Raw genomic sequence first — 558 nt, forward strand, 5'->3', positions numbered from 1 at the left:
TAATTATCAGTCAAGAGAATCAAGAGGTCGATAATGTAGAGCATAAGTTGCCATGCCCTAATGACAACTATAAATTGCTTTGTTCCAAATTTGATAAAAACGCGGCAAAACCGTCATTTACCCGGCCGTTTACCCGGCTACTGGTGATGACTCGCACGCGATTGCTCCAAGTGATAGCATAACCTTGGGTCTCAAATTTTTTGACCAAATCCACATCTTCATGACATGGTAGGAGACTAAAGCCACCAACAGCAAGGTAAGCTCGACTACTAAAACTCAAATTTGCTCCATGAATATGCCGATGTCCCATCTTGTCTTGATAGTGAGCAACATAATCGTGTCGCGTTTGCGGTGACAAGTTTGTCCAGTCATCGATACTTACCACACCGCAAATCATATCAGTCGACTGCTGAGTTATATGAGCGATTTGTTGCAATAGCCAATCTGTAGTCACAACCGTGTCAGCGTCTGTACAAGCAATCCACGTCGCCCCCTGTGTGATCGCATGTCGAATACCCAAACCTCGTACCCGTCCCACACAACGATACTCACAACTTA

1 protein-coding gene is annotated in these 558 nt (G+C 44.6%); it reads right to left on the reverse strand.

The annotated features are described in order from the left end of the window. Positions 1–67 precede the first annotated feature (67 nt). Positions 68–558, reverse strand: a 491-nt coding sequence (locus ACS8FD_RS23475; protein WP_439277622.1) for a glycosyltransferase family 2 protein, incomplete at its 5' end; no start/stop codon positions are given.

The organism is Psychrobacter sp. 1U2, assembly GCF_051847575.1.